The organism is Terriglobia bacterium (genome assembly GCA_020073205.1).
In the GTDB taxonomy this organism is placed as follows: domain Bacteria; phylum Acidobacteriota; class Polarisedimenticolia; order Polarisedimenticolales; family JAIQFR01; genus JAIQFR01.
In genome coordinates, this window is record JAIQFR010000032.1 from 1 (window position 1) to 23,413 (window position 23,413).

The 23,413-nt window shown below is 63.7% G+C and carries 24 protein-coding genes, 1 tRNA gene and 1 pseudogene; 10 read left to right on the forward strand and 16 right to left on the reverse strand.

Annotated features, from left to right (window positions below; genetic code table 11):
* The first annotated feature begins 181 nt into the window (after positions 1-181).
* The 4 genes and pseudogenes from LAO51_08645 to LAO51_08660 all read left to right on the forward strand — a co-directional run bounded on the left by LAO51_08645 (position 182) and on the right by LAO51_08660 (position 2,766).
* Positions 182-817: pseudogene (locus LAO51_08645) on the forward strand (IS3 family transposase).
* Between the two features lie 122 nt (positions 818-939).
* Positions 940-1,086, forward strand: a complete 147-nt coding sequence (locus LAO51_08650) for a hypothetical protein (GenBank protein MBZ5638810.1) — start codon at positions 940-942, stop codon at positions 1,084-1,086.
* 211 nt (positions 1,087-1,297) lie between these two features.
* A complete protein-coding gene (locus tag LAO51_08655; protein ID MBZ5638811.1) occupies positions 1,298-1,792 on the forward strand; it encodes a hypothetical protein in 495 nt (164 codons plus the stop codon).
* A 122-nt stretch (positions 1,793-1,914) separates the two neighbouring features.
* The gene (locus tag LAO51_08660; protein MBZ5638812.1) at positions 1,915-2,766 is read left to right on the forward strand and encodes a hypothetical protein; all 852 of its coding nucleotides are present in this window, start codon (positions 1,915-1,917) and stop codon (positions 2,764-2,766) included.
* A 200-nt stretch (positions 2,767-2,966) separates the two neighbouring features.
* On the opposite strand, the gene LAO51_08665 is transcribed toward LAO51_08660, so the two are convergent.
* From LAO51_08665 to LAO51_08680, 4 genes are all read right to left on the reverse strand, one after another.
* On the reverse strand, positions 2,967-3,443 hold the full coding sequence (locus LAO51_08665) for a cupin domain-containing protein (protein MBZ5638813.1): 477 nt from the start codon (positions 3,441-3,443) through the stop codon (positions 2,967-2,969).
* A gap of 123 nt (positions 3,444-3,566) precedes the next feature.
* On the reverse strand, positions 3,567-4,958 hold the full coding sequence (locus LAO51_08670) for a thrombospondin type 3 repeat-containing protein (GenBank protein ID MBZ5638814.1): 1,392 nt from the start codon (positions 4,956-4,958) through the stop codon (positions 3,567-3,569).
* 747 nt (positions 4,959-5,705) lie between these two features.
* Positions 5,706-6,296 (reverse strand): hypothetical protein, encoded by a 591-nt coding sequence (locus LAO51_08675; protein MBZ5638815.1) that lies wholly within the window; start codon positions 6,294-6,296, stop codon positions 5,706-5,708.
* 49 nt (positions 6,297-6,345) lie between these two features.
* Entirely contained in the window at positions 6,346-7,257 is a 912-nt protein-coding gene (locus tag LAO51_08680; GenBank protein MBZ5638816.1) for a hypothetical protein, read from the reverse strand.
* A 126-nt stretch (positions 7,258-7,383) separates the two neighbouring features.
* On the opposite strand from LAO51_08680, the gene LAO51_08685 reads away from it, so the two are divergent.
* Positions 7,384-8,013 carry a hypothetical protein gene (locus tag LAO51_08685; GenBank protein MBZ5638817.1) on the forward strand — a complete coding sequence of 210 codons (630 nt, stop codon included), beginning with the start codon at positions 7,384-7,386 and terminating at the stop codon, positions 8,011-8,013.
* Between the two features lie 161 nt (positions 8,014-8,174).
* On the opposite strand, the gene LAO51_08690 is transcribed toward LAO51_08685, so the two are convergent.
* On the reverse strand, positions 8,175-8,759 hold the full coding sequence (locus tag LAO51_08690) for a site-specific integrase (GenBank protein MBZ5638818.1): 585 nt from the start codon (positions 8,757-8,759) through the stop codon (positions 8,175-8,177).
* Positions 8,760-9,212: 453 nt separating this feature from the next.
* Here LAO51_08690 and LAO51_08695 point away from each other — a divergent pair, with 453 nt between their 5' ends.
* On the forward strand, positions 9,213-9,485 hold the full coding sequence (locus tag LAO51_08695) for a hypothetical protein (GenBank protein MBZ5638819.1): 273 nt from the start codon (positions 9,213-9,215) through the stop codon (positions 9,483-9,485).
* Between the two features lie 78 nt (positions 9,486-9,563).
* On the opposite strand, the gene LAO51_08700 is transcribed toward LAO51_08695, so the two are convergent.
* On the reverse strand, positions 9,564-10,352 hold the full coding sequence (locus LAO51_08700) for a hypothetical protein (GenBank protein ID MBZ5638820.1): 789 nt from the start codon (positions 10,350-10,352) through the stop codon (positions 9,564-9,566).
* 402 nt (positions 10,353-10,754) lie between these two features.
* Here LAO51_08700 and LAO51_08705 point away from each other — a divergent pair, with 402 nt between their 5' ends.
* Entirely contained in the window at positions 10,755-11,291 is a 537-nt protein-coding gene (locus LAO51_08705; GenBank protein MBZ5638821.1) for a hypothetical protein, read from the forward strand.
* 255 nt (positions 11,292-11,546) lie between these two features.
* Here the strand turns inward: LAO51_08705 and LAO51_08710 are convergent, their stop codons facing one another.
* Together LAO51_08710 and LAO51_08715 are read right to left on the reverse strand one after the other, a co-directional pair.
* The gene (locus LAO51_08710) at positions 11,547-11,816 is read right to left on the reverse strand and encodes a hypothetical protein (GenBank protein MBZ5638822.1); all 270 of its coding nucleotides are present in this window, start codon (positions 11,814-11,816) and stop codon (positions 11,547-11,549) included.
* Between the two features lie 264 nt (positions 11,817-12,080).
* A tRNA-His gene (locus LAO51_08715) sits at positions 12,081-12,156 on the reverse strand.
* Positions 12,157-13,060: 904 nt separating this feature from the next.
* Between LAO51_08715 and LAO51_08720 the strand changes: the two genes are divergently transcribed.
* Positions 13,061-13,531 (forward strand): hypothetical protein, encoded by a 471-nt coding sequence (locus LAO51_08720; GenBank protein MBZ5638823.1) that lies wholly within the window; start codon positions 13,061-13,063, stop codon positions 13,529-13,531.
* A 615-nt stretch (positions 13,532-14,146) separates the two neighbouring features.
* Here the strand turns inward: LAO51_08720 and LAO51_08725 are convergent.
* From LAO51_08725 to LAO51_08745, 5 genes are all read right to left on the reverse strand, one after another.
* A complete protein-coding gene (locus LAO51_08725) occupies positions 14,147-14,419 on the reverse strand; it encodes a DUF2934 domain-containing protein (protein ID MBZ5638824.1) in 273 nt (90 codons plus the stop codon).
* Between the two features lie 435 nt (positions 14,420-14,854).
* On the reverse strand, positions 14,855-15,949 hold the full coding sequence (locus tag LAO51_08730) for an amylo-alpha-1,6-glucosidase (GenBank protein ID MBZ5638825.1): 1,095 nt from the start codon (positions 15,947-15,949) through the stop codon (positions 14,855-14,857).
* Between the two features lie 163 nt (positions 15,950-16,112).
* Positions 16,113-17,255 (reverse strand): glycosyltransferase family 4 protein, encoded by a 1,143-nt coding sequence (locus LAO51_08735; protein ID MBZ5638826.1) that lies wholly within the window; start codon positions 17,253-17,255, stop codon positions 16,113-16,115.
* Positions 17,252-17,890, reverse strand: coding sequence for a PIG-L family deacetylase (locus tag LAO51_08740; GenBank protein ID MBZ5638827.1), 639 nt, complete (start codon positions 17,888-17,890; stop codon positions 17,252-17,254). Before LAO51_08740 ends, LAO51_08735 begins: the two co-directional genes overlap by 4 nt.
* A gap of 167 nt (positions 17,891-18,057) precedes the next feature.
* Positions 18,058-18,606 carry a DUF2284 domain-containing protein gene (locus LAO51_08745; GenBank protein MBZ5638828.1) on the reverse strand — a complete coding sequence of 183 codons (549 nt, stop codon included), beginning with the start codon at positions 18,604-18,606 and terminating at the stop codon, positions 18,058-18,060.
* Between the two features lie 169 nt (positions 18,607-18,775).
* Here LAO51_08745 and LAO51_08750 point away from each other — a divergent pair, with 169 nt between their 5' ends.
* Positions 18,776-18,985: a hypothetical protein gene (locus LAO51_08750; GenBank protein MBZ5638829.1), complete on the forward strand. Its 210-nt coding sequence runs from the start codon at positions 18,776-18,778 to the stop codon at positions 18,983-18,985.
* A gap of 277 nt (positions 18,986-19,262) precedes the next feature.
* On the opposite strand, the gene LAO51_08755 is transcribed toward LAO51_08750, so the two are convergent.
* Positions 19,263-19,568: an MTH1187 family thiamine-binding protein gene (locus LAO51_08755; protein ID MBZ5638830.1), complete on the reverse strand. Its 306-nt coding sequence runs from the start codon at positions 19,566-19,568 to the stop codon at positions 19,263-19,265.
* A gap of 684 nt (positions 19,569-20,252) precedes the next feature.
* Between LAO51_08755 and LAO51_08760 the strand changes: the two genes are divergently transcribed.
* Positions 20,253-20,939: a CPBP family intramembrane metalloprotease gene (locus LAO51_08760; GenBank protein ID MBZ5638831.1), complete on the forward strand. Its 687-nt coding sequence runs from the start codon at positions 20,253-20,255 to the stop codon at positions 20,937-20,939.
* Positions 20,940-21,104: 165 nt separating this feature from the next.
* Here LAO51_08760 and LAO51_08765 read toward each other — a convergent pair whose 3' ends face one another.
* Entirely contained in the window at positions 21,105-22,397 is a 1,293-nt protein-coding gene (locus tag LAO51_08765) for an NAD(P)/FAD-dependent oxidoreductase (GenBank protein MBZ5638832.1), read from the reverse strand.
* 240 nt (positions 22,398-22,637) lie between these two features.
* Positions 22,638-23,222, reverse strand: coding sequence for a site-specific integrase (locus LAO51_08770; protein MBZ5638833.1), 585 nt, complete (start codon positions 23,220-23,222; stop codon positions 22,638-22,640).
* Between the last annotated feature and the right edge of the window lie 191 nt (positions 23,223-23,413).

Below are 23,413 nucleotides of genomic sequence, written 5' to 3' on the forward strand. Positions count from 1 at the left end.
GGAGGAGTACACTCAGCGTGGATGGCTGCCGATGGCTCAACTGCAACACCGTGAACAGGCCTCGATCGATCGCGTGGCGATCAGCCGCGCGCTGATCGAGCTGGGTTTTCTCTTGATCCGAAGGAGGCGAATTACTCCACCGATTTCGATCCTCAGACAGAGAAAGATTTCGTGAGGGACACACCGGGTGAGCCGGAAGCGCGTCGCTCGCTTGATGCAGGAAGAAGGGCTGATTGCGCGGCCGCGCAAGCGATTCAAGTCCACGACCATGAGCGACCACGATCAACCGATCGCGGCGAATCTCCTCGATCGGCAGTTCGAGGCAGCGGCCCCCAACCAACGGTGGGTCGGCGATACGTCGGAGTTCGTGATCGGCGGCAGCGGCAAGCTCTACCTGGCGGCAATCTTGGATCTGTTCTCGAGGTTCGTCGTGGGATGGGCAGTCAGCGCGGTCAACGACCGGCACGTGACGATCAAGGCGCTCGAGATGGCCATCAAGCGGCGATGCCCCGAGGCCGGTCTGCTGCACCACTCCGACCAGGGCTGCACCTACGCGAGCGAAGACTATCGAGCGGCGCTCGACGCGAAGGGGATCACCTGCAGCATGAGCCGGCGCGGGGACTGTTACGACAACGCGGTGATGGAGAGCTTCTTCTCCACGGTAAAGAGCGAGCTCGGAGAGCATTTCGAAAGCCATGGGGACGCGAAGATGGAGTTGTTCGACTACCTCGAGGTGTTCTATAACCAGCGCCGTCGGCATTCGACCCTCGGGCAGATCAGCCCTGCGGCCTTCGAACGACGGACTCATGCAGCTTAACTAAACCGTCCACCAAATCGGGGGAAGCCCATGGCGCGGTGGACGGGCTTGAAGCGAACGTGTTCCTCCAGCTTCGAAGCGTGAACCGCGGCTGGTCAAGTGCGGGGCGGCGATACCGCGCGATGGAGAGATATTGCGCAGCCAACGCGGGTGTCTTGTGCTTCAGTCGGCCGATCTACGAGGATCCGTCGGCCAAACCGACGCTGCTCGAGTTCGGCGTGCTCAGGGCTGAGAACGACCTGTGGGTCCAGACCTTCAACAACCAATAGCAGGCCTGGTACTCGGGGGCGCAGGCTCGGGATTCCGTTTCGACTCCGACCGGCGTATGCTCCCCGGCAGCGAGGGAGGGGGCGAAGGAATCGGCGAGACGCGCTGTCGAAGCTGATTCGGGGGCCGCGTCGGCATGGAGATAGAGAAACGCACGGGCCATGCCGGACGATGCCGCGGCTTGCGGCCGACGTGATCCGAGGAACGACGAGAATGGACCGCGCGGGACCACACCTCCGGGAGGTTGACCGTATCGAAGCGATACGTCATGCGCTCTGGGAGTCCCACGTCTGCATCGGTCAATGGGCGTTCTGTGCGTTTCTCGCAATGCTGCGGAAGGCCGTCGATCTCTGGAGCGCCGGCTACCGGGACGAGCACGGGTTGACTTTTGACCGATCGGCTGGGGAACGGGACGATGTCTACTGGCGTCTTCGAAAGATCGCAGATGCCAATCCGCTTTATCGGGCGTCCATTCACGACATCATCGACGGCCTCAGACTCGACGCCAACGAAGCAGTCCACGATCCGACGGTTTGCGCTGGTGGGCAGGCCGGCAGCTATGATGGTGCCGCGATCATGGCCATTCGAGGCCCCGCTGAGCGCCTCCATGGACTCGTCGTGAGCCTCATCGCGACGACCACGCCCAAATTCACTGCGTACTACTCGGACAAGTCACGATGGCGTGACAAGCCGCCAGACGTGTCATAGCACCTGGATCGTCGACACGAGGCTGAGCGGTCGAAGGGATGGATAAGGGCGAAGCAGGGCTCGCCGCGCCTCGCTGCTTCGCGGAACGCGAAGCGTGCGACGGTAGCTGAACGAGAATAGACGTGACCGAAGACGAACTGAGAGCTCTGAAGAACCTCCTGAATTCCTCGGGATTCCCCTTTCAACTTGGCATTGAGCATCAGGTGAGATCGTCCGCAGGCAGCCACTCCTGGGCCGTCGTCTCACGGGAACATCCGTGGACACACATGGAGTCCGGATCGACGGGTTTCATTGATCTCGTCCTCCGGTCCAGTTCGGTTTTGTGGGTCGTGGAGTGCAAGAGAACCCAGAATGCCACTTGGCTCTTCCTGGTGCCCCACGATCAGCAGCCAACGATCGCGCGCGTGAGATGCCTGTGGAACGTCGGCAACTCGAGGCCTATCGTAATGCGAGGCTGGGACGACCTGCCACAAGCGCCGCCGTCCTACGAGGCCACGTTTTGCGTGATTCGGGGAACCGGCGAGGCCGACAAGCCGCTGCTTGAGCGACTCTCTGCTACCCTCGCAAGATCGGCCGATGCCCTCGCCGATGAGGAGTACGTACTTGTCGCGCCGAAGCGCGCGGAGTTTCTTCGAATCTACATGCCCGTCATCGTCACGAACGCGTCTCTGAGGGTGGCCAAGGTGGACCCCGCCGCGGTGTCCTTGTTCGACGGGCGGGTCGAGCGCGAGGAGTTTGAAGAGGTATCGGCGGTGCGATTTCGCAAGTCTTTCACGAGCGACCGGCCACCTAATTCGAACCCCAGCGACCTGGAGTCTGCAGCGGCCGTCCGCGAGCGTACTGTCATGGTCGTGAGTGCGTCCCACTTGGTCGACGTGCTGAGATCCACGAAGATGGAAATCAATCGCATCTTCGGCGATGAATGGCCTTGGGAGGTGGCTCTCCGAGAGGCCGAGCGGGCGCAAGGAGGTTGACGTGGATCGTCATGTCTTCGCGGGCGCAACTAGGGAGACAGGTCAGAGTCCAGTCTAGCGACACGGGCGACACCTTGGTATCGAGGTGCCGTCGCGAAGGAGTTTCGGCGCAGGCTCGCTGCGCCTCGCTGCTTCGCGGGCGGGGCAACGATAGAGTGATGGCTCGGGCTGCAGCGGGGCGAGACCGTACCAGCCGCGCGCTACTTAGCAGGCGGGGCCGTGGCCAGCGTCATGCCATGACGCCGGACGACGTCAGCCATCTTCGCGCGGTCGGGTGGGCCGCCGGCAGCCGAACCGATCACTTCGGCAGCCTCGCGAAAGTACGCGGGGCCCATTATCGCGGGCGTTATGACGACAAGCTGTTTCACATCCTCGCTACCGAGGTTATCGAAGCGATGCACCGCGCCTCGAGGGATACACAGGGCCTGACCGGGACCAACCTCGATGGGCATGCCATCAACCGTCCACGTGAGGACGCCCGCGATACCGTAAAGGATCTCCTCGTAGGCGTCGTTCTTGTGGGCCGGTGCCGGCAGCTTCTGCCCGACGGGGACGAGAAGCTCGAACACCGACACGCCGCCTTTGGAATCATCGCCCGTGAGGAGGAACCGAATCCCTAGCGGACCAATCTTGATGTTCTCTTCTGAAGGATTGACCCTGGTCGTACGCGGCTGCATACTCGCCTGCCTCCTTGAGTAGGATCTTCCGCCAGTCCCGAATTGGTCACCCGGATCGGTCGCACCCTACAAAGTCGTGTCCATTCTGCATTCGCAAGTGACTGGGTGCCAAATGACATCTTGTCACGGGCACGGGTTCGTATTCGGCCTTGTGTTCCCGTGGGAGTCGGTTCCCAGGCTCCATTCGCTGCCGTTCTGCGTGCCCGTCACCAGCGCAAACTTGACCTTGCCGACCGGTGGCGGGTCGAAGTCTTCCACCCAAGGGTCCAGGACGCCACAGTGCCGGTCGGCCAGGGGATTGCCACCAAGTGGCTGCGTGTACTCGCCGATTGCCCTCAACACGTCCAGGTCGCCCTCGTAGACGTTCCACGACGTCGGGCCGTTCTCCTGCTGCCACTCGATGTAGCCCTTATCGGTGGAGTAGATGTAGATCAGGCCGTCGTCGAGATCGCACATGTCACCGACGCCGTTGTGGTTCGAGTCGCCCTGCGTGGGGTTGTAGTCGAGCGGGCAGTTGTCGCATGCATCGCCCACCTTGTCGCCGTCCGTATCATCCTGGAAGGGGTTGTACGTGGTGGGGCAGTTGTCGCACGCGTCCCCTCGACCATCTGTATCGGTATCAACCTGGTCGCGGTTTGAAACTAAGATGCAGTTGTCGCAAGCGTTGCCAATCCCGTCACCGTCAAAGTCTAATTGGTCGGGGTTGTACGCGAAGCGGCAGTTGTCGCAGGTGTTGTGCACGCCGTCGCCGTCGGAATCTACGCCTGCAGAATCGTCGTCGATCGGGCCGTTGCAGTTGTCGTCGATCCCGTTGCAGATCTCGGGAGCGCCGGGGTGAACGGTCGCCTTCGTGTCGTCGCAATCACTGCCATCCACGACATAGCCCGGAGGAGCTGAGCACGCTTGCAAAGTCACACCGGGATTCCCATAACCATCGCCGTCAGCATCGCGGTAGAACGACCCAAGAACGCACCCATACTCCCATGTGTCGGCGAGGTACGGGTAGTCAGGTGCTCCCCCTTGACCTGCGAAGAGCACCACGCGTTCCCTCGCGCTGTCGTAAGCCATGGCGGGGAGAGAGCGGGCAGAAGGGCTCGGGTGGGGTGTCTTCTCCGTCCACGTGGTGCCGTCCCACTCCCATGTGTCTCCGCGATAGGCAGAGAGATCCCAACCCCCGAAGAGCACAACCCGCTCACGCGCGCTGTCATAGGCCATCACGTGGTTCAATCGTGACGGCGGGCTTGTGGCGGGCGTGTTCTGCACCCACGCGGTCCCATCCCACTCCCACGTGTCGCCAAGAGGGCAGCTAGACTGACCGCAACCTCCGAAGATCACCACGCGCCCGCGCGTGCTGTCATACGCCATCGCGTCCTGATAGCGTGCGGACGGGCTCGTCGAAGGTGTCACTTCGACCCACGTGCTGCCGTCCCACTCCCAGGTGTCGGCGAGGCCCTGACCGCTGGGACCGGCACCTCCGAAAAGCACTATGCGGCGTCGGGCACTGTCGTACGCCATTGCATGGTCCCAGCGGGCTGGCGGACTCGTGGCGGGTGTCATCTGGATCCACGTGTTCCCGTCCCACTCCCAGGTGTCAGCGAGATGGACGTACGCCTCGGTACCCCCGAAGAGCACCACGCGCCCTCGTGCGCTGTCGTACGCCATCGCATGACCCCAGCGGACTGACGGACTCATGGCGGGCGTCATCTCAATCCAGGTGGTCCCATCCCACTCCCACGTGTCGCCGATGCCCGGGTAACCCCCGAAGATCACGACGCGCCCCCGTTCGCTGTCGTACGCCATTGCGTATTCTGTGCGGCCGGGCGGGTTCGTATCTGGCGTCTCAAGATACCAGGCGGTAGGGCCGGTAGCATCCGCCACCGGGCCTTCGTCGCTCCCGCGCAGGGCGGCTGGGCCCACGGCGAGGGTGGCCATCGGAGCGATCGTAAGCAGCACGCACACCACGGCCCGCCCACAAAGGACCAAACGAGTACGCATTGGCAGCTCCTGTCGGTTGCTGCCTTACTTGTACGCCGATCCGCTGCCATACGCGAGAAGATTCGGGTGGCGAGCAGCGCGGGGGTTGCGGACGGCGCGGCGAATGGTGTAGAACCCGTGACGTGGCTCGGGGCGGTCGCTGGCCGCGCCCTACAGCATGCAGAGCGGCATCATCGCGAGATCTCTATCTCTGAACCGACCGCCGCTCGTCCTTCTCCAGAATCGCGTACGTCCCTGGAAGGTCGCGGCAGCGTGGACGAACGCCGGCTACTCGCGCCTGAGCAGGACCTCGATTCGGTTAAGGTGATCGGTGTTGTAGCAATGCACCTGTCCGCGCAGGCCGAACACCTGAGAGAACGTTGGATTACGAGTGGCCACAACCACGAAACCCGGTTCGCGGACGAAACCAACCTCGTCACTCCATCCCCATTGCACCTCGCACTGCTGGGAACCCTGGGGGCCCCACGCTACGTCCATCAGGAGACCGACTTTGGTGTAAGCGGAGACATCGAATGGCTCGGATATCCAGTCTCCAGGGATATCGACGTTCACAGCGAGCACCAGCAGTTTGCTGAGGACGCCTGGCGGAGAGGTCCGGAGATTCCCGGCCATGTCGAGCGGCAGGTTCCCGACGTTGACCGCCCCGCCGACCTGCTGGACCGCCGGGAGGTTGGCCACGTTGACGGTGCCGTCGACGTTTTGCGTCGCGGGGAAGTTGGTGACCACCACCGGCGTTATGCGGGTCGACACTTGCGGTTCGATCTTCGCAGGCTCGGTAGGTTCCTGGGCGGTGGCGAGCGAGACGAACCCTAGGACGAGGCAGCAAACGACCACGGACAGGATGGTTCGGCGAGGCATTGGGACCCCCCTTCGAATAGGAACGTGAAGGACCAAAGCGCACGAGCGTCTACGGATTCGAGCACCCCGGCAGCACCGCTGGGTCCCTCCCGCTCAACTTCCCCCCGCTCGTCTTTCTCCCATACCTCGTCTGCCCCTGGTACGTCGCGGCGGTGACGTAGTAGTAGCCGTGGCCGGGTTGCGGCGTGGGGAGCGTGTCCGCGACGGCGAGGTATGCGCCCCGCGAGGGCGGGGCGAGCGGGTAATGGCATTGCAGCCCGTGCGCTTGCGACCAGGTTCCGACGGTGGCGAGGTCGCCCCAGTAGGTGTCGAAGTAGTCGGCGACGGGCATGCCCTCCGGAATGGCGGGGGTCCTAAAGCTGATCGTACTGGAAGCCGGCGAGTAGGTCTGGCGGATCTCGTACAACGTCGCGAAACCACTGATGGCGACGAGCCTGGCCTGTCCGGGGTAATTGGGACAGCCCCCATTGCCGCAATAGAGGGTGACAGGGAAGATAAGGCGACCATTGACGGCGTCGAAAACGACCGTCCAGCCAGACGTCCAGTACCTAATGTCAGAGAAGTACATAGGGGAAGACGGTCGTGCTGGGCGAATGTGGTCCAAGAAACCCCCAACGCCCGATCGGTCGTTGATCTGGGCGAGGGTCCGCGATGGAGTTCCATCAAAGGCCTTCACCGACACGCTGACGCCACTGCTCCCATTATAAAAGGAGGGAATGTCCCACTCCGGCTGGCCCCCGCCCCACACACTGAGGAACTGGCTCGCGTTGTCGATCGCGACGTTCGTGCCTCTCTCGAACAACGAGCCAGTGTCGGTATTCGAGGTGTCGACTTCTGCACAACTGAAACCAGGCTCGAAGAACACCCAATCGCTGCAATCCAGCGGCTGCCCCGGCTCGCTGGCCCAGGCCCCCAGATTTGCAACGAGGACGACAACCCCGACGAGCGCGACGAGTTTCATGGAAGGGCCCTCCTACCGCCGCCCCCTTGTACACCCGTTTCCGTTCTGGTAGAAGTCAGTCGCGTCAACGAAGCGAAAGGATCTCTTCGTCAAGAAAGCGCGACACGAGGCGAACGCGGTGATGCGATGCCACCAATAATCGATGAGCGGGACTTCGAGGCCGCGAGAGACATTAGGTCGCACGATCGACGCAGGATGCTCGCGTCGTGGGTACTCCTGATTGTGGTGTTCTGTACGGCACTCGCTCTAAGCTCAGCTTATTCGTGGTGTTGGATCGCGGTCGCCATTCTGGTGTTCCACACGTCGGCGCGACTCCTGGCGCGCTATTCAAGAAGTTGGCGTCGCCTCCACTTCCCGGCGATGCGCATTTACGCGGGAGCGGCTGGCTGGGAATCGGGTCGATCTCAAGTTGAGGGGAGGGAGTTCGATCTTCAGCGCGCAATCGGAGTCGCGTTGGCGGCGTTGAGGCCACATTGGAAGGAGAATCGGATCCGTGATTTCATCAACCGTGAGGTCGACCGCCGTAAGGACTTCGCCGACAAGCCACTGATTGGGGAAGCTCTGCGGCGCAGGTACCCAGCAATGCCGGAAGATGCTCGAACGCGCATCCTGGAAAGTGTGAGGCGTGCGCTTGCAGAGAACGGCGACTGGGTGTTACTCCGGCTCATCGTCGCGGGTCTCCTCGAGAACGACCTCGGAGCGGATGCTCGTGGTGACTATCTCGTAACCGCACTCACAACGAAACTGGCGTTTTGACGAGTTCGCCTGGGATCCTGGACGATGGCGAGTCTATTCTTCTCGGACGGTGCCGATCCTCGGCCAATTCCGTTCGCGATTCGGGTACTGAGGAACGGCGCCGCCACCTCGACGTCACGGAATTGCCGAACGGCGAGAAGGGCCTTGCGCGACGCCTCACCTTAGCAAGCAAGTCCCCTTACTTTTCGGTGGAGCTCTTCGTCACTTGGGTGCGTGTAGACCACCGTCGTCAGCGGGCTGACATGCCTCGCAAACCTCTGCGCCAGGAACAGGTCGTGGGTGGCGCGGTAGACGTTCGTGACCGCCGAGTGGCGCAGCGAATGGAACGGGTACAGCCGATCGAACCCCGCCTTCTTCTGCCACGTCCGCCATGCGAACTGGACCCGGCGCCGGGAGATGCGGCGTCGGGACTGGTTGCAGAATAGCGGGTCGCCCGGTTGTAGCCCTTCGCCGCGGCGGCGCTTGTGGGCCCAGAACCGCTTCAGCTTCGTGACGAGCCGGTCCGGCAGGAACACGTCCGCGGCCCGGCCGCCCTTCGCGATCTCAAAGCGGATGCGAACGCGAACCCGGGGCGCACCTTCCGGCGCGAACACGTCGCCGACGTTGAGGCCGACGAGCTCGGCGAGGCGCAGCCCGGTGCCGAGGGCCATCGAGAAGATCGTGTGGTCGCGGACGTTGCCGGCCGTGGCCCGCAGGATCGCCTTCTGCTCGGCGGCGGTCAGGGTCGGTGGGGCGAGGTGGGGCATCTGGACCTCCGTGGACGACAGGGCCAGCGGTAGGGGAGGAAGTCAAGCGAAAAAGGCGCCCCGGACAGAGGTCGTGGGCTTCGCAAGGAATCCGCCGAGCTTCAATTAATCAAAGATCGCACGTACCGTGACGGGAACCGCGACCGAGCACGTGCGCCCTTGGCAAGGACAGCGGCCCTCCTCACCGGGGATCCCGCCGTCTGTCGCGTTCCTCCCAAGTCTGCGGCTTCCTGACTTCTAGGGTCCCGTTTGCCTCGGTGTTGCGCGTTCCGCCGGGAAATTCGAAGCCGGCCTGCGCTGGTCAACGCGACCGACAACCTACGTTATCGCGCTTGGTCAATCACCCCTCCAGCAACATCCACCCCTGTTGGTCTTGGATGGCCTTCTGTTGCACGAGCGCGTCCGGGGCCGATGGGTAGAGGGGTCGGCGAGAGTACCCCTCAGGAGGAAGCGATGGGAATCAGGGTCGACAAGAAAGGTGCCCTGAAGCTCTTGGCGCAGGGGGCAATCGTGCTGTTGGTCGTCGTCGGGTTGACGGCGATCTTCCTTGACCCCGCCCCCCGGCCATGCAAGGGGACCCGGGCGTGCCTGGCGCGCCTCGAGCAAATCTGCAACGAGGTGAACGCCGGGTCGTTGCGGCGTGACACCTTCGAGGTAACGCCTGGGGGCTGCTCGGGGGAGTGCAGGGGTGGAGCGGCGGTAGTGGTGGTGTGCCCGGGGCGGTAAGCGCCGCCGGGTCTCTGTCGCGTACGTGGGGGGTCAGGTTCCGCGGGTCTCCTCGGGTCCGTCGGGAACTCTGACCTCTCACCGAGAGTTGGCGACGTAGCCCAGCCCCCACGCTTGGAGGATGCTGTTGGCGGCAACGAGCATGATGATCGTGGAGTCGAAGTCGAGCCTCGGCCGGCCGAGGTATCGCTTTCGGATGTCCGCCGCGAACTCGCGGGCGGCGAAGGAGAGCCGCTCCTCGGCCCAGGGCGAGAGCGTCGTGGTGCCATCGGGGTTGAACGAGAAGAGCTTGAGGACCACTTCCTTCGCCTCGCCATGGCTCACGCCGACATCGTGGAGGAGCTTCGCGACCCGTTTGAAAGTGCACAGGGCGGCCGCGCGCTGAAGCGTCTCCGGGTTCAGCGCGATGTCGACCAAGCTTCTCAGCATCTCGTGCAGGATCAGGCCGAACCGCGTCCTCCTGCTTCTCTTGGCGGCCTCTCCCCGCCCCCGGGATCCGAGGAGGGCGTTGAGCAGCCTCGAAAACGCCGGGGCGTCGGTCGGGTGCTCCGCGTTGGCCGCGACCGCGTTCTCCATGCTAGGAAGCGCCGCGAGGAGGCGTCGGGCAAACGTTCGCGTGCGCTTGCTCGCCGAGGTGCGGAGGACCGGAAGCTGCTCGAGGAAGGTCAAGACAACCGCGGCGGTCACGAAGAGCTGGAGGAGCCGGTGGCAGAGTGCCCGGTTCGGACCCTCGGTCGCGCCGGGGGGCGAATCTCGAAGTCGCCCGATCGATCCCGCGTTCCTCTCGAGGCGCTCCGCCTTCCGGGCGGCGCGGTCTCGGTTCGTTTCGAACCTGCCGGTGGATTCTGGGCTGTCGCGTTTGTCCATGATGACAATCCCCATCCAGATCATAGGAATTGCAGCTTTTCGTCGTTTTTCATGTCCTGTGTGAGGAGCTGTCGGTCAAGCGATTTTTTAGACGACGCTGCATGCCCACCGCCCCGCGAAAACACTTCCACGTGGCCTTCCGAGAATCGTCTGGAAGACGCGCCCTGCAACTTTTTCAAGCGGAAGTCCCGCGGTCTCAGCGGCCTCCCGATCGAGAGGCGCGGTTGCGGGCCGGGACGTCGCGAACGGAAGGAACCTGCAGAGAGGCGGCTGGGGTGTGGCTCAGGAGATGACGGTCTTGTGTCTGCCGGAGAGAGGAGGCAGAGAACGCTCGGCACTCGGAATGGGGTCGAGGAAGGTTCCAGACCCGTCGGCCCCGGTGGGAACAGAACGGCGGGTGCCATGGTCGTTAGTCTGGGGTTCCAACGCCAGAACCTCGGCCGCGATCTCAAAGCAGCGCTCAACGAAGACGAGTGGATCTGGGTCGAACAACCAGTCATCGCCCTTCGAAAGAAAATCCGCGGAGGGCGCCCGAGGGCTCTGCTCGGAGTCGAGTTGCTTCCACGCTGCATCGATCGCTTCGCTGACCTGGACTTCCTGTCGTACTCGTTCGTCCGCGTTCGCACGGCCACGACGAGATGTGGCACTTCCCGTCTGGGTGCCACCGTGGGCCCACTCACCGGGCGATCGTTCACGGGTTCGCCTGTGGACTTGGCGCTTGGTGACGGTTTGCGAAGGCCGGTGAAAGAGGTGACGGTGGTCAGGAAGCGATTCCTCACCGCCATCACCAATCTCCTCCTCAGTCACTATGATTGCTTTGCATCGATAGAGACTACTGAGCAGCCTCCTGCGAGCAGGGGTTTCGATAGGCTGCTCCGCGACCGCGGTGTGCGAGCCTGGAAACGCCTCGAGGAGGTGCCGGGCGAACATCCGGGATGAGCCGCGGCGGGCAAGGCGGGGCTTATCTGTCGATCGCATGGTCTGCTACCCCCGCCCTGCCATCGGCTCGCCGCGGTGCGACAGATCGCACCTTTTCAAGATCGGGTCGGTCACCCAGTCATGGGCGAGAAAGAGATGAGCCCCTCCCCGCCCCAGCAACTGGACTACCATCCGGACGAACGGGGCGTTACGCCTCAACATGACGCCTTCCTCCTCGCCACCATCGGGTTGGTTCCCGCGCTCAGCGTCACCTGACTAGGCGACGTGGGATGCGTGGTCGAGGTGAGAGGCGTAGGCCACGTGATCGCTGTGGGCGACGTGGTCGTCGTGGGCCACGAGGGCCGCGTGCTCGACGTGGGATGCATGGTCGAGGTGAGAGGCGTAGGCCACGTGATCGCTGTGGGCGACGTGGTCGTCGTGGGCCACGAGGGCCGCGTGCTCGACGTGGGACGGTGCGAGGAGCACGACCCAGGCAGCAGCGACGACGGGAGTTAGAATCTTCTGAAGCGATTTGCTCTTGCTCATTGCCGGTGCCTCCTTATTTTGGCTTCCCACAACACGAGCGGGCACAGTCGTCTGCAACTTTTTGAGCCTTAACTGCTGCAAATCCAATAACTTGGCTGATGCGAGGAAAAGTCGGCCGGAGGCAGGTCTTCGTCTGCGCCGTTCCAGAGTTCTCGCCTCGAAAACTGGACCGTGGCTGAGAGGTGAGGAGGAAAGATGTGGACGTCGGATCAACGGCTGATCGGGGGGGGGCTTCCATGCCTCGTAGGAGCCGATCCGCAATCATGGGGTGAGTGGTGGGGCTCGAACCCACGACATCCAGGGTCACGGCCTGGGGCTCTACCAACTGAGCTACACCCACCACGCCATCTGCCGCGATGTCATGGTGGCTCGCGCGCACAGGATCCTCGCATCACTGTGACCTCCTTTACTCTCCTAACAACGCCCTGCTCCACCGTGACACTCCATTCCTCGGCGGCTCAGAGGCACCTGCAACTTTTCAGGGCAAAGCCCTTATGGCGTGAGGCTTTTGTGGCGGGCGGCGAGTCCCAATACGCGAGGCGTGTGCGCCTGTAGGGCGCCAGCTACGCCCACACCGCCGCTCCCCCGGGCTGCTGCTCCCTGAGCTGTGACATCATCGCCAGTTCGAAACTGTTTACTTGGACCCCAAGTGCACCCCAGATACGAGTTCGCTGGAGCGAACCCATTGGGCCGCTGTATCCCATTCGCCATCAGCGAATTAGGTCGCGTTCTCTCTTTTGGCGTTTAGTTCGAGTCCTACTTGGTCGGACCCCCTCCAAGTGGGACTCGAACTCGCTCTCTACTCGTATCTCGCGATCACTTGGGGAGCCAGATCACCGGATACAACAAAACTCCGTCCCCGGTGAACTGCCAGGCCCGGAATTTCAGCCCTTTCGGCCCAAATCCGCGGAACTCGCGACGTTTACCGGCCGTGATGACGGTGTGGGCTCTCCATCGACGGGGTCCGGCGGGAGTCCGAGGTGGGAGGCGACCCCCGACGAGCCAAACGCTCTCTCGCTCTGCGCGGCCGGCGGAGAGCCGGGAGTTCTGGTACCAGTGCGTTCGGGGTATGCTGACCGTCAGCGAGCGGGTCGCCTGGGGGAAAACGAAGCCACCGCGTCCAACGCTGCCAAGCGGCCTCCGCGTGGAACCGGAGGGAGATACGCTCGGTGCCAGTCCTGCAGGTCAAATAGGAGGAGCGTTCCACCGATATCCACCACGACTTCTCGGAGCTCGACACGCTGATGAAGCAGTTCTCGGTGCAGCGGTGCGTAATCGACGCGATGCCGGAGCTTCACGCCACGCGGGCCTTCGCAAAACGCCACTCGGGACGCGTCTGGTTGAACTACTTCCAGGAGTCCCAGCGCGGGAAGTACCAGTGGGACGCCGTCGAGCGGATCGTGAGCGAGAATCGGACCGAGGCGCTCGACGCGAGCCGGCAGTTGATCCGGGACAAGAAGGTAGTCCTCCCGCGGCGAGGCGGGATCGTCGAGGTGTTCGCCCAGCAACTGGCGGCCGACGCGAAGCGGCTCGAGGAAAACGAGGAGACCGGCGCGCTCGCGTACAAGTACATCAAGACCGGCACAAACCATTTCTCGCTGGCGTTCACCTACGACGCCATCGCGTGGTCGCGGGACACGTCGTGGGGGCCTAGCATCGCCCTTCCTCGCCAAGTCGAGTGGCGGTACGACGAGATCCTGGACGCGAGGTGGTGAGGGGGGGACCCCGTCGAAGCCGACGAAGCGGAAGGGATCAAAATCGTTCCCGAGAGGGGGGTCGCGGGATCAAATTCGTTCCCAAACGGCCGTCCCGGGATCAAAAACGTTCCCGCGGCGCGATTTCGGGAGCAATTTTGACCCCGGAAACGGCATGCCGGGGGCGGTTCTGACGGTCCTGCCGGTTGGGCCTCACGAGCTAACTAGTAATCATTGCAACGAGATGCCTTCCAGGCGAGGTGTCCGTCACCTGGCCGGAACCCGATTTTCACGCTGAAACGTGCCGTTTGTATGCCGGTTCGTGCCGCTAAACCGCCCGGCGAACCCATGGAATGCCGCTCACCTGGACCAGGAGCCACTCCCCCAACCGCCAGAAAAGCCCGTAGAATGCCGCTTGCGGTTGGCGAGGGTGTGACCTCATGTCGCCTTCTCACCGTGCCACGCCATGCGGTAAGTGATCGGTTTGTGGATGCCTATCATTGTAGGATGCCTCACCAGAGCCACTTTCCATTGTGTACGCATCTGACGTAGCGATGCGTTCACAATGAAACGATCGACTGTGACGACGCTAGAGCTTCACAATGACGTGCGCGTTGCGTCGACCAATTCGCCGCGTTAACGCAGTTTCATGAGCTTCGCGTCGATCTGAGCCTCGGCGTCGAGCCAGTCCCGCTCGGGACTGCCGCCCTGAAATCCGCGGTGCGCCGCCGCCAGATAGGCTGCATGTGCGATCAGGCCGTGACGCTCGTTCTCCGTGATCAAGGTGCGAGGCGTAGCGCCCTGGGCGCCGGTGGCCTTCTTGCTCTCGCCGACCTTCGCGCTTGAGGGCCCTACCGTCTTCATCGCCGGCGCGACAAACCTAAAGGCGGACTTCTTCACAGGCTGCATCGTAAGTTCCTCCGGTGGATCGACTCGTCGCGCTGAATCTGCGCGTAGTCGCTGGTCGCAAGGTACTCCAACGGCTCGACGCCTGCCATGGGTCGGCGGGCCTCGCGCTCGGGAGTGCCTCAGCGGAGCCGCCTTCTTCGCCGCAAGGCTGTGCCGAGTCTCTGTTCGGTTGGGGAAAGTAGCGCCTTACGAACGGGTGTGATCCGGTGTCGCCCGGCGCGCAGGCCGCGGACCCGGTAGGCTCTGCGCTCGCAAGATCCGTCGCCACCACTCTGCGGCTTCCCATCCAATTCCTTACTGAGTCACCCCGCCTCCCACCTTACGAAGCCCACCGACCAAACCCATTCTCATCCCGGCGCCCGGTCGTCCGCGGGATTGCGGAGCCCAGATGGGCGAACGTCAAAACTCGTGGACCAGCGCGAGTTACGGAGGCTGCTATCTCGCCGGTCGAGCGTGCCTGATTTCGTCGAAGAACGGCGTGCGACCTGTGGCAACGCACTCGGCCGCGTACAGGAACATGGCTGCGGACCAGGTCTGCCAATCCTGCCCGCGGGGCCTGCCGTCTTGGGCTTTGAACCACTCGTTGAAGCCGTAGAGCACGTCGGCGTCGCGTGCGGGCTGCACGAGCTCGGTGAGGGCCAAGAGCCTTTTCTCGGCCAGGCGAAGGTGTCCGACGGCCACCAGTGCTGCCACGTAGAACCCGCACGCGAAAGGCCAGACGCCGCCATTGTGGTACTCACCGGGGGCGTTGTGCTGGGCGTACCTCCGTCGCCAGTCGGAATCTGAGGGCCGGATGTAGGGAAAAAGGCACGGTGGCAGCTGAAGCGTCAGAAGTCCTCTGTCCCTCAGTGATGCGCATTCTCTCTCCACCCAGGCCACGAGTTTGCGGGACCTGGACGGGGCGGCGATGCCCGCGAGCACGGCCAGGCTATTGCCCAAGAGATCGAAGCGTTCGCTGTTATGGATCTTGTAGGACCAGAGCGCGAAATAGGGCTTGTGCGGGACGGTGAGGCCCTCGTGGACGAACGGGTGACGATCGCGCCCCCGGACGTCGATACGATTCATGAGCCGCTTGAGCGTCTCGGCACGCTCGTCGAGAGCGTGGAGCCTGAGATAAGCATAGACCAGCGTATTCACGAAAAGGCCAAACCCCTCGACCCACTGCTCGTCCCGCCAATCGCTGGTGGGTTGCTGCGCGACCATCACCGTGTCGTCCGGGCTCTGGTAGGACATCCACGCGAGCGCTTTGCGGGCGGCCCCCGCGAGGAATCCACGCTCTCCGGTCGTCTCCCGGTACAAAGCCAACGCCAAGAGAAAGAGCGGGGTCGTGTCGCTGGCTCCGCGGTCTTCGGGCGCGTCCACCAGCGAAGGGACGTGGCCGAGCGGGCTCTGGTTCCTGGCGAGAGTCCGTAGCACGCGTCTGAGCGAGGCGACGAGCTCTTGGTTTCCGGAGACCAGGATGCCGAGCGAAGCGATGAGGAGATCTCGCGTGTAGGGCTCGGGGTAGCCCCACGCCGCAGTCCTCGGCAGATTGCCATGCCCGTGCCTGGCATTGTGCAGGAGCACCTCGAGGGCTGCCTCTCTGGCCTTCTCTACCTTCTTCCATAACAATCGGTTCACGATTTCAGCTCGGAAAAGGAGATTATCCGGGAGGCACGCAAGCCCGAGTGCCTCTTGCGTCGGCCACGGTGCGTCATGATATCCCGAGTTTCGATCGCAAGATCTCCACCAACTGTTGCGCGACGACCAGGCTATCGTACTTTTGTACCGCGCGTTTCCTGCCAGCCTCTCCCATCCTCTTACGCAATCCTGGGTCGTTGAGCAGCACGCGTAGGTGATCGGCGATGTCTCTCACGCTGGCACGGTAGTCGACCACCCTTGGCGCGGCGAACTTGACGCGGTGCCCGGGTTCAAAACCGGCCTCTTCTCCCGCGATCGTCTCGCTGATCCGGATCTCCTGGGCTACGCCGGCCAAGAGGGCCGTCTCTCCATGAACGAGGGTGTCCCGCATGGCCATGGCATTCAAGCCGATCACCGGTTTCCCGCAAGCCCCTGCCTCCACCTGGGTCATCCCGAATCCTTCCAGGCGAGACGGTGACGCGTAAACGTCACACGCCGAAAGCATGTACGGCATGAAGGTCCTGGAGGCCCGTCCCGAGGAGAAGATGATCTTCTTCGAAAGACCCAAGCTGTGTGCGAGCTGGGCATCCTGCGAGTTCTGAAGGTCTGTCCGCGGCTGTGACCACACTTTGCAGACGTAACGCCACTCCGGAACTTCGTTCCTGAGGGACCCTAGTGCCTCCATCACTTCCCGTGCGCCCTTGGAGGTCGCGTCCCCGCCCACCGTCAGAATCATGAGCTGGTCTTGGGCCACGCCGAAAATCTCGCGGACGGCTTTCACTTCGGGCTCTTCGGAGCCGTGAGGAACGAAGGCGTCCGTTTCGCACGCCACGGGAAGCACCTCGATGTTGTCGCCGCACACGCCGTCCCGGATGTAGATCTCCTTGACCCAATTGGAAGTTACGAGGAGGAGCGGCAGGGCGCTCAAGACATCCCTGTAGTTGGCGATGTACCCGTCGGCTACGAGCCACGGCACGGGCAAGACGCCGAACTGCTGGGCGTGCAGCACGAGATGCGGCGTCATTCCCCAGTAGCCGACGCCAACCACCACGTCCGGCTTGAACCACCTGAAGTACCACTCCTTCTCCACCGCCGACTCCACATGCGCCGCGCGGGCATCCACCCCGGTGGCCATGAGGCCTCTGTAGAGGAGGTCCCCCTGGGTGGCGAGCCCGCCAGGCGGCGGGGGGTAATCGTAGAGGACGAGTATCTTCATCGGTGCGGCCTTCCTCTCTCCAGCCAGGCCCAAGCGTCACGGGCGGACACGAGACGCCAAAAGGCCTCCCGGGGAGGCGCGACTCGGGCCTCCCAGCTATCCACGGCGAAACCGTAGGTCTCCGTCAGCAGGCCTTGCTTGCGCTTCCAGACATCCTCGGAGAGTTCCAACAGGAGATCAGCCCCTTGCTCGACCTCTGGTAAGTGACTTCCCCCGCCATCCGCGTACGCGAAGAGCCAGAGCTCTCGGGAGACGATCTGACCGGAGGCCCACATCTCGAGCACGTTGCGGGAGACCTCCTCGTGCCTCACGTGCCTGGTGTACTCGCCCCTGGGCCCGTGCGTAACGAGCAGATCGATCCGACCGCCCGGAAGCAGCGACAACAGGGTCGCGCGGACTTCCTCCGCGGCAAGCGGAGACTGATCGGGCCCGTCGTCCAGGTCTGCCATCGCCCCGTGAGCACCGAGGAGCTCGAGAGCCCGAAAAAACCTGGGCGCGCGATCGTTGTCGCTGGACCGACAGAGAGAGCCGACGAAGGTCGTCCAGCCTTGGTGCATCAGCAGGGTCCCCCCGGCCCAGAGGGTCTCGTCATCGGGATGGGCGACGAGAACGACCACCCTCGCCCTTTCCGGCATGACACCATCGGCCACTCGTTCACTCCTCCTTCACGGGGGGCCTGCCGGTCGAGGGGCAGGGGGTGCGATTCAATGAACTCGCGTTCGCTCGCTCACCGACGGCATGCAACGACGCAGCTCAGCGCAAGATCGAGCATGCGCCGTGTCGGAGAGGCCGCCCGACGTCCTCAGTCCAGCAGCACCACCCCGAAGTAATGCTGCTCGTCGTCCTCGTCCCGCACGACCTCGATCGCGAACCCGTTCCTCCTCACCGTGGTGAACACGTCGATCCCGCAAGCCTCCATGCTGGGCCGTGCCTGCTCCGAGTGACGGCAACCGTCGTCGAATGCGCACGCCTGCTTGCAGAGTTGGCAGGGTCCGGCGCCGAGACCGAAGGCCTTGTAATACCCGGCGAGGAATGCCTCGCGCTCGAGGCGTACCGCGATCTTCTTCGGCTCGCGTCGTTTTGCCTCGAAGAGAATGGCGCGCTTGTAACTGTCGATCACCTTGCGGGTCTCATCAGGAGTCGGTGTGTGGGGAGGGCAGCAACGGGAGCTACCATACCCGTCGCAACCATACTGGCACCTGAGACGCACCCATGGCGCCGTGGCGATGGCGGAAGCCCGGATCAGCCGGGCGGATCCGGCGCCGAGTATCTTGGCGCGCAGAACGAGCGTGGCTGGAGACAGGCGGTAGCCTGAAGACGTCCCTGTTTTTCCCCTGGTCTTCGCGTCCATCACGACTCCGCTCTATCGGACAGGTGCCGCACGATGAGCGGACACGATAATGTCCTGGCTGTGCATCTCCGTCAACCGAAGCGGCGGGCCCGCCGACGCCTTGTGGCAGGTTGGCTGACGGGTGTAAAAGGCTGCCCGGTAACGGCAACCGCCGAGGAGGGGCAAGACCATGCGATTGGTTCAATTGAGCACACCCGAGGATTACAAGGAGCTAGACAACATCCAGCGCGAGCTTGGCGCCTCCGAGAAGGAGTTGCAGGATGCTCTGGTCCGTCACGCACCCAAAGACGAGTTCCTCGCGGCCATGAAGAGGGAAGAGAACGCGCGGAAACGCTGGGAGGAGTATCGAAAGAAGCGGCTCGTACCCCTGATCCGTTGACTCGCCCGACTTCTGCCCCGTAAGTGGCGAGTGGCAGGAGGCTGAGGCTTGGCGGTCCCCCCGGGGCGACGGTCAGCGGAGTCTCCCAACCTTGCACGCCCCTCGCGCCCAGCGTTGCAGGCCCTGGCACGCCGGCAACGGCGCCGGATCCCTCTCCTGCTCAACCTCCCCCCGCCCGTCTTCCTCCCGTACTTCTTCCGCCCCTGGTATGTGGCGGCGGTGATGAAGTACGCCCCCCTAGTTTGACGGTCATTCATGAAGTGCTCTCCGCCGCGAATTAGCCGGCTACCAGTTTCTTCTTCACGCTCTGGACCATCTCCTCGCCACTCTCTGACCGGTCCGTCCGCGTGCCGACCTTGAGATGCGTCGAGATCCGCGGCGCGCCCATGGCGTGAACCGTCTCGACGCATTTCCGGACCGCGCCAAACACCTCGTCCCACTCTCCCTCGACGTTCGTGCCGTGCGCGTGGAGCTTCGGATTCAGCCCCGCTTCGGCGAACACGCGCTCACAGGCGGCGATGTACTTTGACAGGGAGATCCCGACCCCAATGGGGATAACGCTGACCATCACGCTGGCTTTCATGACCGCTCCTTCTTGGTTCTGCCAGCCCTATACTCCCACTGATCCTCTGCATTCGCGTCCTCCCCGGCCTGCCCCGGCTCGTCCGCGCCGCCCTCCTTCGGCGCCTTGACGTGGTCGATCCGTAGCGGGAGCAGTGGCCTTGGATCTGCTCGGTCGAAGTTGGGGCAAGAGCCCAACTTGACTCTCCGAGGGACGTGTATAGATTTTGAATACGTTAGAGGACCCACCGACCGCGACGGCGAAACGAGCCATCTTGGTAGGTCCCCGTCAACAAACGGAGGACGCTACGATGACACAATCCAAGATTTCCGACCTCTTCCACATTCTGTCTGCGCGTGATCGCTTTCTTGATTCCGACGTCCGCTTGGGCGATGCCCTCCAAGAGTGCGTCCGCGACGCTGCGCGTGGAAGGAAGCGCTCCCTGGAAGCGCTCCATCTGCAAGAAGCGGCGTATTTTGTCTACCGGCAGACGGTACGGCGAGCCCTGGGGATTGTTTCGCACTCACGTCGGGATAGGGCAGGGGACGAGGCACTCACTCGAAGCCCGCGAAGCAATAAGGGACCGCTGGGTTCCAACCCTGCCGGGCGGACGGGAGGGTGTCATGGCAGGTAACAAGAGAATCCTGGTCGTGGACGACAACAAGCTCATTGTGGGCATCGGCACAACATCATGAGCGACCGGGGGTGACTACGCATGGCGGGAACTCCTCGCAGGCGCACGACACGGCCGAGCGGTTGAAAGGGTTCGGCCCACTTGGCTTGCTTTCGGTCGTCGTGATCCTCGCGGGCAGCCTGGCCGGACCGCCCATCAGCGCCATCCTGGTGCTTGCCTGGGCGCAGATCTCTGAGACACCGCTGCGGGCCCTCGGCTTTACCGCTCCACGAAGTTGGACTGTGACGCTGGTGGTGGGCGTCGCGTTTGGAATTGCCTTCAAGCTTGGGACGAAAGCGCTTGTGATGCCGCTTCTAGGCGCCCCCCCGATCAACGTGCGCTACCAGTACCTGACTGGCAACTCGGTGGCGCTTCCGGGGATAGTTGCGGCAGTTCTCATCAGTGCCAGCTTCAGTGAAGAGGTGTTCTTTCGAGGTTACCTGTTCGAACGCCTCGGCAAGCTACTTGGCCACGGTCGGGCGGCGCTGGTGGCCTCTGTTCTGCTCTCGGCCGCGGTGTTCGCCTTCGCGCATTACCGGGACCAGCGCCTGCCCGGGGTTGAGCAGGCTGCCGTGACCGGATTGGTGTTCGGCGGGATCTTTGCCTGGCGACGGCAGATCTGGCTCGTAATGATGGCGCACGCGGCGTTTGACCTTACCGCAGTCGCGCTAATCTATTGGAATTGGGAGGCGCCTGTGGCCCACCTACTGTTTCGGTAGCTGCCGCTTGCGGCCTGCGAGCGGTCGGGGAGATCGGTAACACTTCAGACGCGGGCCCTGGTCCCGTGGGGCGGGTTCAGCGCCTCGCTGCTTCGCGGGAAGCGGTTCAGCGCGAGCGCGTGGCGACGCGAATGGGAGAGCTCTCCCCGGTTCTTCACACCGGCTTTACCGGATCCGTGAATCCCCCGTAATCAGCCGTGCACCACGCTCATAGCGCAGGTAGGCCCACGCCCATTCCGCCAGGACGAGGAATCGGTTGCGAAATCCTATCAGCCAGAAGATGTGGACGACGAGCCAGAGGAGCCACGCCGGCAGACCCGAGACCCGGACGGTTCTGCGTTCGGCCACCGCGGCCGCGCGCCCGATGGTGGCGAGCGTTCCGCGGTCCCGATAACGAAAGGGAGTGTGCGGGAGACCGCGGAGCGTGCGGACGATGTTGGCCGCGGCATGACGCCCCTGCTGGATCGCCACGGGGGCTACGCCAGGGAGGGGCCGCCCGCCCTGCTCGAGCCCGGCCAGATCGCCGATCACGAACACTTCCGATACCCCGGGAACCGTGAGATCGGGCTCGACGAGCACCCTTCCCACGGGGTCGAGCGGCACCCCCAGCGAGCGCACGAGCGGAGGGGCAGCGACTCCCGCCGCCCAGACCACCGTGCGGGCTTCGATGCGGGCCCCGTCGATAAGGACGCCCTTCTCGTCGACACCCGTCACCGGGGACCCGGTCACGACCTCCACGCCGAGGTGATCCAGTGTCTCCGCGGCTTTCCTCGAAAGGCCGGGGGAGAACGACGGGAGGATCCGGGGCCCCGCCTCGACGAGCAGGATGCGGGCAGTGCTCGGATCGATCCGCCGGAAATCTTGCGTCAGAACGTGCCGGGCGATCTCGCCGAGAGCCCCCGCGAGCTCGACTCCCGTCGGTCCTCCCCCGATCACGACGAAGGTGAGCCAGCGACGTTGGCCTTCGGGGTCGTTCTCACGCTCCGCTGCCTCGAACGCCAGCAGGATGCGCCTCCGGATTTCGAGGGCGTCCTCGATCGTCTTGAGACCCGGCGCGTGACGCGACCACTCGTCGTGGCCGAAGTATGAATGCGTGACGCCAGTCGTCACGATAAGGAAGTCGTAATCGACGACGCCATCGACGAGCACCACCCTGCGGGCCTTCGTATCGATGTTCGTCGCTTCGGCGAGAGCTACCGACGCGTTCCGCTGCTGTCGCAGGATTCGACGGATGGGAACCGCGATGTCGCTCGGGTTGAGGGCGGCGGTTGCCACTTGGTAGAGCAACGGCTGAAAGAGATGATGGTTGCGCTTGTCGACAACAGTTACCCTGACGGGCGCGCGGCGCAGAGCGCGCGCCGCGTAGAGGCCTCCGAAGCCTCCGCCCAGGATCACCACGTGCGGAACTCCCTCGGAGGATGCTCGCGCGCCGACGCCGATTTCGCTCGTGCTCGTCATGCTGCTGATCCAAATTCCCCTGCGTATTCCGGCCAATCTGCACGCTCGTTCCGACGATCGTGAACGCCCGTTCCGGGCATCGCGATCGCTCATCGGAGCGAAGCAACGGTCGTCCGGTCTTCTTCCACTCCCTCCCTGACGATGCAGTTGGAATTGTACCCGGTCCTGTTCGTGGGGTCCGGCACCTGTCAGCTTTGCCTCGGCACCGGCAAGCGAACCGGCCGCGTGTGATCCGCCGTCTTAGCAGGCCAGCCCCCGCACCCTCCCGTGCAGCTCCTCGTCCGAGGGGTGCGTGTACACCACCGTCGTCAACGGGCTGACGTGCCTCGCGAACCTCTGCGCCAGGAACAAGTCGTGGGTGGCCCGGTACACGTTGGTGACCGCGACGTGCCGCAGCGAATGGAACGGGTACAGCCGATCGAACCCAGCCTTCTGCTGCCACGTCCGCCACACGAACTGGACCCGGCGGCGAGAAATACGGCGGCGGGACTGGTTGCAGAAGAGGGGAGCGCCGGAAGCCAGGTCCTCGCGTCGCTGCTGTTTCCACCGCCAGAACCGCTTCAACTTCGTGACCAGCCGGTCCGGCAGAAACACGTCCGCCGTCCGGCCACCCTTGGCGATCTCGGGCCGGATTCGCACCCGCACCCGAGGCGTGTCGTCCGGCGCGAACACGTCGCCGACGTTGAGGCCGACGAGCTCGGCGAGGCGGAGGCCGGTGCCGAGGGCCATCGAGTAGATCGTGTGGTCGCGGGGATGGCCGGCAGTGGCCCGCAGGATCGCCTGCTGCTCGGCGGCCGTCAGGGTCGGCGGGGCGAGGTGGGGCATGGGGAACTCCCACCAAGACAGGGCCAGCGGCGGGGGAGGAAGTCAAGGCGGAAGCCGGGCCCGAAGGGGGGAGCGGTCGGCCACGTCTCCGGCTTCGCCGCGGAGGGAAGCCACTTATTCCAGATTCTCCTTGTCCAGCGTCCCCGGCACTCGTACAGTTGACACAGAGGTTGAGCGGGGACGGCCCCTGA

Coding starts and splice junctions, on each gene's coding strand:
- LAO51_08725 (MBZ5638824.1), bottom strand. CDS start 14,419: ATGCAGCCTGTGAAGAAGTCCGCCTTTAGGTTTGTCGCGCCGGCGATG.
- LAO51_08650 (MBZ5638810.1), top strand. CDS start 940: ATGGAGAGATATTGCGCAGCCAACGCGGGTGTCTTGTGCTTCAGTCGG.
- LAO51_08770 (MBZ5638833.1), bottom strand. CDS start 23,222: ATGCCCCACCTCGCCCCGCCGACCCTGACGGCCGCCGAGCAGCAGGCG.
- LAO51_08655 (MBZ5638811.1), top strand. CDS start 1,298: ATGGACCGCGCGGGACCACACCTCCGGGAGGTTGACCGTATCGAAGCG.
- LAO51_08675 (MBZ5638815.1), bottom strand. CDS start 6,296: ATGCCTCGCCGAACCATCCTGTCCGTGGTCGTTTGCTGCCTCGTCCTA.
- LAO51_08735 (MBZ5638826.1), bottom strand. CDS start 17,255: ATGAAGATACTCGTCCTCTACGATTACCCCCCGCCGCCTGGCGGGCTC.
- LAO51_08755 (MBZ5638830.1), bottom strand. CDS start 19,568: ATGAAAGCCAGCGTGATGGTCAGCGTTATCCCCATTGGGGTCGGGATC.
- LAO51_08740 (MBZ5638827.1), bottom strand. CDS start 17,890: ATGCCGGAAAGGGCGAGGGTGGTCGTTCTCGTCGCCCATCCCGATGAC.
- LAO51_08680 (MBZ5638816.1), bottom strand. CDS start 7,257: ATGAAACTCGTCGCGCTCGTCGGGGTTGTCGTCCTCGTTGCAAATCTG.
- LAO51_08705 (MBZ5638821.1), top strand. CDS start 10,755: ATGGTCGTTAGTCTGGGGTTCCAACGCCAGAACCTCGGCCGCGATCTC.
- LAO51_08685 (MBZ5638817.1), top strand. CDS start 7,384: ATGCCACCAATAATCGATGAGCGGGACTTCGAGGCCGCGAGAGACATT.
- LAO51_08710 (MBZ5638822.1), bottom strand. CDS start 11,816: ATGAGCAAGAGCAAATCGCTTCAGAAGATTCTAACTCCCGTCGTCGCT.
- LAO51_08690 (MBZ5638818.1), bottom strand. CDS start 8,759: ATGCCCCACCTCGCCCCACCGACCCTGACCGCCGCCGAGCAGAAGGCG.
- LAO51_08670 (MBZ5638814.1), bottom strand. CDS start 4,958: ATGGCGTACGACAGTGCCCGACGCCGCATAGTGCTTTTCGGAGGTGCC.
- LAO51_08695 (MBZ5638819.1), top strand. CDS start 9,213: ATGGGAATCAGGGTCGACAAGAAAGGTGCCCTGAAGCTCTTGGCGCAG.
- LAO51_08765 (MBZ5638832.1), bottom strand. CDS start 22,397: ATGACGAGCACGAGCGAAATCGGCGTCGGCGCGCGAGCATCCTCCGAG.
- LAO51_08700 (MBZ5638820.1), bottom strand. CDS start 10,352: ATGGACAAACGCGACAGCCCAGAATCCACCGGCAGGTTCGAAACGAAC.
- LAO51_08720 (MBZ5638823.1), top strand. CDS start 13,061: ATGAAGCAGTTCTCGGTGCAGCGGTGCGTAATCGACGCGATGCCGGAG.
- LAO51_08750 (MBZ5638829.1), top strand. CDS start 18,776: ATGCGATTGGTTCAATTGAGCACACCCGAGGATTACAAGGAGCTAGAC.
- LAO51_08665 (MBZ5638813.1), bottom strand. CDS start 3,443: ATGCAGCCGCGTACGACCAGGGTCAATCCTTCAGAAGAGAACATCAAG.
- LAO51_08745 (MBZ5638828.1), bottom strand. CDS start 18,606: ATGGACGCGAAGACCAGGGGAAAAACAGGGACGTCTTCAGGCTACCGC.